Genomic DNA, 6840 nt, shown 5'->3' on the forward strand with positions numbered 1-6840 from the left:
CGGCCGACCCCGCGCGCACCGTCCTGGTCGCCCCCGGCGGCGAGGAGTGGACCGCCGGCCGGCTCCACGCGGACGCCAACCGGCTCGTCCACGGCCTGCGCGCCGCCGGCCTCGCACGCGGCGACGCCTTCGCCGCCGTCCTGCCGAACGGCCCCGAGTTCCTCACCGCCTACCTCGCCGCCTCCCAGGCCGGCTTCTACCTCGTCCCCGTCAACCACCACCTCGTCGGCCCCGAGATCGCCCACATCACCGCCGACTCCGGCGCCAAGGTCCTCCTCGCCCACGAGCGCTTCGCGGACGCCGCCGCGGCCGCCGCCGACGAGGCCGGCCTGCCCGCGAGCCACCGCTACGCCGTCGGGGCGGTGCCCGGCTTCCGCCCGTACGCCGAACTCCTCGACGGCCACCCCCCGACACCCCCCGCCGACCGCACCCTCGGCTGGGTCATGAACTACACCTCCGGCACCACCGGCCGCCCCCGCGGCATCCGCCGCCCCCTGCCCGGACGGGCGCCGGAGGAGGCCCACCTCGGCGGCTTCCTCGGCATCTTCGGGATCCGCCCCTTCGACGGCAACGTCCACCTCGTGTGCTCGCCCCTCTACCACACGGCCGTCCTCCAGTTCGCCGGCGCCTCCCTGCACATCGGGCACCCGCTGGTGCTGATGGACAAGTGGACGCCGCAGGAGATGCTCCGCCTGATCCAAACCCACCGCTGCACCCACACCCACATGGTCCCCACCCAGTTCCACCGCCTCCTCGCCCTCCCGGAGGAGGTCCGCTCGGCGTACGACGTGAGCTCCATGCGGCATGCCGTCCACGGCGCCGCGCCCTGCCCCGACCACGTCAAGCGGGCCATGATCGAGTGGTGGGGCCACTGCGTGGAGGAGTACTACGCGGCCAGCGAGGGCGGCGGCGCGTTCGCCACGGCCGAGGACTGGCTGAAGAAGCCCGGTACGGTCGGCAGGGCCTGGCCCATCAGCGAGCTCGCCGTCTTCGACGACGACGGCAACCGGCTGCCGCCGGGGCGGCTCGGCACCGTCTACATGAAGATGAGCACCGGCGGGTTCAGCTACCACGGGGACGAGGAGAAGACCCGCGGGAACCGCATCGGCGACTTCTTCACCGTCGGGGACCTCGGCGTGCTCGACGAGGACGGCTTCCTGTTCCTCCGCGACCGCAAGATCGACTTGATCATCTCGGGCGGGGTCAACATCTACCCCGCCGAGATCGAGTCCGTCCTGCTGTCCCACCCGGCCGTTGCCGACGCCGCCGCCTTCGGCATCCCGCACGCCGACTGGGGCGAGGAGGTCAAAGCGGTCGTCGAGCCCGCCGAAGGGCACGAGCCGGGGGAGGCGCTCGCGGCCGACATCCTCGCCCACTGCGCGGGCCGGCTGGCGGCCTTCAAACGCCCCAGGACCGTCGACTTCACCGCGGAAATGCCCCGCGACCCCAACGGCAAGCTCTACAAGCGCCACCTGCGCGCCCCGTACTGGCAGGGCCGCGACCGCCCGCTGTGACCACCGCGCCGACCGCCCCGCCGGGCATCGGGACGGCGCGCCATCCGGCGCGTCCGGTGGGCGCGGGGCGTGCGGCGGGCGTTCGAGGGCCGCAAGGGGCGGTGCCGGGAATCAGGGTGTTTCCCTTGCCTCGAAACGTTCGTGCCTTTCCTTGCGGAAGGTCCTGGCATGGCAGTTTTGGGGTATGAGTTCGGCAGCCCGCAAGTTTCCCCTCCTCGACTGGACCGTTCTGGTGCCCGTCGCCGCGGTCATCGCCCTGGCGTTCAGCTGGGGGCGGGAGCTGCCCGGCGCCGTGGTGGTCCTCGTCGCGCTGTGCCTGGCGGGGGCGGTGCTCGCAGCCGTGCACCACGCGGAGGTCGTCGCCCACCGGGTGGGCGAGCCCTTCGGGTCCCTCGTCCTCGCCGTCGCCGTCACCGTCATCGAAGTGGCCCTCGTCGTCACCCTGATGGCCGACGGCGGCGACAAGACCGCTTCCCTCGCCCGGGACACCGTCTTCGCGGCCGTCATGATCACCTGCAACGGCATCGCAGGCCTGTCCCTGCTCGTCGGCGCGCTCCGCAACCGCGTCGCCGTCTTCAACGCGGAGGGGTCGGGCGCCGCCCTCGCCACGGTCGCGACCCTCGCCACCCTCAGCCTCGTCCTGCCCACCTTCACCACCAGCAAGCCCGGCCCGGAGTTCTCGGCCGCGCAGCTCATCTTCGCCGCCGTGGCCTCCCTCGCCCTGTACGGGCTGTTCATCGCCGTCCAGACCGTCCGCCACCGCGACTACTTCCTCCCCGTCACCGCCGACCCCGACGGCGGCGGTGACGAGGGCCACGCCGCACCGCCCACCACGCCCGCTGCCCTGTTCAGCCTCGGCCTGCTCGTCGTCGCGCTGGCCGCGGTCGTCGGCGACGCCAAGGCCGTCTCGCCCGCCATCGAGGCCGGCGTCGCCAAGGCCGGGATGCCGCAGGCCGTCGTCGGCGTCGTCATCGCCCTGCTCGTCCTGCTCCCCGAGACGCTCGCCGCCGTGCGGGCGGCGCGCCGCGACCGCGTCCAGACCAGCCTCAACCTCGCGTACGGCTCCGCCCTCGCCAGCATCGGCCTGACCATCCCGGCGATCGCGCTGGCGTCGCTGTGGCTGTCGGGGCCGCTGCTCCTCGGCCTCGGCGCGGTCCACATGGTCCTGCTCGCCCTGACGGTCGTCGTCGGCGCCCTCACCATCGTGCCCGGCAGGGCGACGCTCCTCCAGGGCGGCGTCCACCTGGTCCTCCTGGCCGCCTACCTCTTCCTCGCCGTCAGCCCCTGACCGCGCACCGCACCGGTGCACCGCGGCTGACGTTGTGTCACGATCGGTCGCATGACCGCTGCACGCGAGGAACACGGCGCAGCCCCGCACGGCGCGCTGCCGGTGCGCGACCACACCGTCGACGGGCTGGTGCGCGCCGCCGCCCGCCGCTTCCCCGATCGCGAGGCGGTCCGCTACCGCGACCGGACCTGGACCTACGCGGCACTCGACGCGGCCGTCACCACCGGCGCCGCCGTCCTGCGCGGCCGGTACGGGCTCGCGCCGGGCGACCGGGTCGCGGCCTTCGCCCACAACTGCGACGCCTACCTGGTCGCCTTCCTCTCCTGCGCCCGGGCGGGCCTCGTGCACGTCCCGGTCAACCAGAACCTCACCGGCGCCGACCTGGCGCACATCCTCGACGACTGCACCGCCTCGCTCGTCCTCGCCGACCCGGACCTGGCCGGCCGGATCCCCGGCGCACGCGCCGTGCGGCCGCTGCGGGACGCCCCCGGCTCCTTCCTCGACGCACTGTCCCACCCGCAGCCCTTCGAGGCGGCGGGCGACCCGGACGCCGTCGTGCAGCTGCTGTACACCTCCGGCACCACCGCCCTGCCCAAGGGCGCGGTGATGACGCACCGGGCACTCGCGCACGCGTACGAGAGCGCGATCGAAGCGCTGGACCTCGACCCGGCGGACCTGCCGGTGCACTCGCTGCCGCTGTACCACTCGGCGCAGATGCACGTCTTCCTGCTGCCCTCCCTGGCGGTGGGCGCCCGCAACACGATCCTGGACGCCCCCGTGCCCGAGGCGGTCTTCGCGCTGGTCGAGGCCGGGCGCGCGGACAGCTTCTTCGCGCCGCCGACGGTGTGGATCGGCTTCGCGAACCACCCGGAGTTCGAGCGGCGCGACCTGAGCGCCCTGCGCAAGGCCTACTACGGCGCCTCGGTCATGCCGGTGCCCGTCCTGGAGCGGCTGCGGGCCCGCCTGCCCCGCCTCGGCTTCTACAACTGCTTCGGGCAGAGCGAGATCGGTCCGCTGGCCACGGTGCTCGCACCCGACGAGCACGACGGGCGCATGGCGTCGTGCGGCAAACCGGTCAAGCACGTCCGGGCCAAGGTCGTCGACGAGCACGGCGCGGACGTCCCCGACGGCACGGCCGGAGAGGTCGTCTACCGCTCCCCGCAGCTCTGCCGGGGGTACTGGAACGACCCCGAAGCCTCCCGGCAGGCGTTCCGGGACGGCTGGTTCCGCTCCGGTGACCTGGCCGTACGTGACGCGGAGGGGTACTTCACCGTCGTCGACCGGGTCAAGGACGTCATCAACTCGGGAGGCGTGCTCGTCGCCTCCCGGCAGGTCGAGGACGTCCTCTACACCCACCCCGCGGTGGCGGAGGCGGCGGTCGTGGGGCTGCCGGACCCGCGGTGGATCGAGGCGGTCACCGCCGTCGTGGTGCCCCGCGGGGACGTGACGGAGGCGGAGCTGCTCGCGTGGGCCCGCGAGCGGCTGGCCCACTTCAAGGCGCCCAAACGGGTCCTGTTCGCGCAGGCCCTGCCCCGCAACGCCAGCGGCAAGATCCTCAAGCGCGAACTCCGCGACCGGTACGCCCCCTCCGGCGACCGCTGACCTCCCGCCTCGCTCCCCCTGCCGAGGCGCGGCCGCGGCGGGCGGTGTGCGGTCAGTCGATCGGCCGGTGTGTGTGGCCGAGGCGGCGGCGGGTCAGCTGCTCGTGGGCCAACCGGCCCACCAGGCCGCCGCCGAAGACGACGAACCCGACGCCCACGAGCCAGGACTGGACGACCAGCAGGGTGCCGAACGGCCCGTACGTGACGGCGTTGGAGGCGATCAGCGGGGAGAACACCAGCTGGGAGAAGATCCGCAGGCCCAGCAGCCCGAGGCTGGTCGCCACCGCTCCGGGCAGCAGGGCCCGCCAGCGGACCCGCCCGCCCAGCAGCAGCCGCTGGGAACCCCAGAAGAACAGGCAGGTTCCGGCGAGGTCACCCGCCGCGGTGAGGGCGGCGGTGGCGCCCTGCGCGGTGGGCATCCCGACGAGCAGGGCGAGGTACCCGACGAGCAGGGCGAGCCACACGACGTGCCGCCACATGGTGTGCCAGCGGGCCGTCGGCAGGTCCCACACCTTCTCGTAACCCCGCTGCACGGCCCAGCCGAAGGTGAGCCCGAACACCGCGAGGGCCGCGAGGCCGAACGCGGTCGTCCGCTCCAGCGCCAGGTCGGCCGCGCCGAAAAGCATCTCCACACGGGCCCGCGAGGACACGCTCACTCCGAGGGCCTGCCCCAGCCAGCGCCCGAAGCCGGAGCCGGAGCCGGGCGCGGCCGCCGCCACGACGACCAGCAGCGGCACCAGGGTCAGGAACCCCAGGGCGGCGAAGCCCATGGCCCGGTGCATCAGCTCCATCTCCCGGCCCCGGCTCCAGGCCAGCCCGATGTGGGAGGCCATGATCCGGTCGTGGAGCCGTCGGAGCGTGTGGGTCACGCCTCATGGACTACCCGGACGGGCCCGGGGGCTCCCGGACGCCCGGCCGAAGTAGGACCGAACGGGTGCCTCCGCCCGCGCGCCCGCCGGACCTGACCGTCACCGGTCGCCGCGCAGGTCCGCCACCCGTCTGATCTTCCCCACCGACCGCTCCAGCGTCTCCGGGTCGACGACCTCCACCTCCACCGTCACCCCGATGCCCTCCTTGACCGCCCGGACGACGGCGGCCGCCGATTCCTCCCGCAGGCGGGCGCCCGCCTCCCGGCGCGCCTCCACCCGCACCGTCAGTACGTCCAGCCGGCCTTCCCGCGTCAGCCGCAGCTGGAAGTGCGGGGCCAGGCCCGGCATCCGCAGCAGGATCTCCTCGATCTGCGTCGGGTACAGGTTCACACCGCGCAGGATGATCATGTCGTCGCTGCGGCCGGTCACCCGCTCCATGCGCCGGAACGCCGGCCGGGCCGTGCCCGGCAGCAGCCGGGTCAGGTCGCGCGTGCGGTAGCGGACGACCGGCATGGCCTCCTTCGTCAGCGACGTGAACACCAGCTCCCCCGGCTCCCCCTCCGGCAGCGGCTCACCCGTCAGCGGGTCCACCACCTCCGGGTAGAAGTGGTCCTCCCACACGTGCAGGCCGTCCTTGGTCTCGGCGAACTCCTGCGCCACGCCCGGGCCGATCACCTCCGACAGGCCGTAGATGTCCACGGCGTCGATGCCCAGCCGGTCCTCGATCTCCCGCCGCATGGCCTCCGTCCACGGCTCGGCCCCGAAGATGCCCGTCCGCAGCGAAGTGGACCGCGGGTCGATGCCCTGCCGCTCCATCTCGTCGATCAGCGTCAGCATGTAGGAGGGGGTCACCATGACGACCTCCGGCCGGAAGTCCTGGATCAGGCGCACTTGGCGGTCCGTCATCCCGCCGGACGCGGGCACCACGGTGCAGCCCAGCCGCTCCGCGCCGTAGTGCGCCCCGAGCCCGCCCGTGAACAGGCCGTACCCGTACGCCACGTGCACGATCTGGCCCGGGCGGCCGCCGGCCGCGCGTATCGAACGGGCCACGACATCCGCCCAGGTGGAGAGGTCCCGCTCGCTGTACCCGACCACCGTCGGCCGGCCCGTCGTGCCGCTGGAGGCGTGGATGCGGCGCACCTCGCCGCGCGGCACCGCGAACATCCCGAACGGGTACTGGTCGCGCAGGTCCGCCTTCGTGGTGAACGGGAAGCGCGCCAGGTCCGCGAGGGAGCGGCAGTCGTCCGGGTGCACGCCCGCCTTGTCGAAGGCCTGCCGGTAGAACGGCACCCGCTCGTACGCCCGGCGCAGGGTGGTGCGCAGCCGCTCCGACTGGAGCGCGGCCAACTCCGCCGCGCCGAGCCGCTCGCCCTCGTCCCGCAAGTCCTCGTGCATCGCCATCTGCCCTCACCCCGTCGTGAGCCGTGGAACCGACCGATCATTCGGTAGATTGCCCGACTCCGGTGACCGAAGGCAATGACTCGAACGAGTGATCGCACCACGGGGGCGGGTCCGAGGCCCCTACGGGGGTCCGGGCCGAGGCGGTGTACGCGCTTGCCCCGTCACCC

General features: G+C 73.6%; 5 protein-coding genes. 3 read left to right on the forward strand and 2 right to left on the reverse strand.

Features of this window, described 5'->3' with window-relative positions:
* The 3 genes from EF903_RS26315 to EF903_RS26325 all read left to right on the forward strand — a co-directional run.
* The coding region (locus EF903_RS26315) for an acyl-CoA synthetase (RefSeq protein WP_125547235.1) at nucleotides 1-1514 on the forward strand (1514 nt) is incomplete at its 5' end.
* A 184-nt stretch (nucleotides 1515-1698) separates the two neighbouring features.
* Nucleotides 1699-2802 carry a calcium:proton antiporter gene (locus tag EF903_RS26320; RefSeq protein ID WP_125547237.1) on the forward strand — a complete coding sequence of 368 codons (1104 nt, stop codon included), beginning with the start codon at nucleotides 1699-1701 and terminating at the stop codon, nucleotides 2800-2802.
* 51 nt (nucleotides 2803-2853) lie between these two features.
* Nucleotides 2854-4404, forward strand: coding sequence for a fatty acyl-CoA synthetase (locus EF903_RS26325; RefSeq protein WP_125547239.1), 1551 nt, complete (start codon nucleotides 2854-2856; stop codon nucleotides 4402-4404).
* Between the two features lie 52 nt (nucleotides 4405-4456).
* Here the strand turns inward: EF903_RS26325 and EF903_RS26330 are convergent, their stop codons facing one another.
* Together EF903_RS26330 and paaK are read right to left on the reverse strand one after the other, a co-directional pair.
* Nucleotides 4457-5236 carry a YhjD/YihY/BrkB family envelope integrity protein gene (locus EF903_RS26330; RefSeq protein ID WP_125547243.1) on the reverse strand — a complete coding sequence of 260 codons (780 nt, stop codon included), beginning with the start codon at nucleotides 5234-5236 and terminating at the stop codon, nucleotides 4457-4459.
* 135 nt (nucleotides 5237-5371) lie between these two features.
* Nucleotides 5372-6673: a phenylacetate--CoA ligase PaaK gene (gene paaK / locus EF903_RS26335; RefSeq protein ID WP_125547241.1), complete on the reverse strand. Its 1302-nt coding sequence runs from the start codon at nucleotides 6671-6673 to the stop codon at nucleotides 5372-5374.
* Between the last annotated feature and the right edge of the window lie 167 nt (nucleotides 6674-6840).

Source organism: Streptomyces sp. WAC05292, from assembly GCF_003949955.1.
Taxonomy (GTDB): domain Bacteria; phylum Actinomycetota; class Actinomycetes; order Streptomycetales; family Streptomycetaceae; genus Streptomyces; species Streptomyces globosus.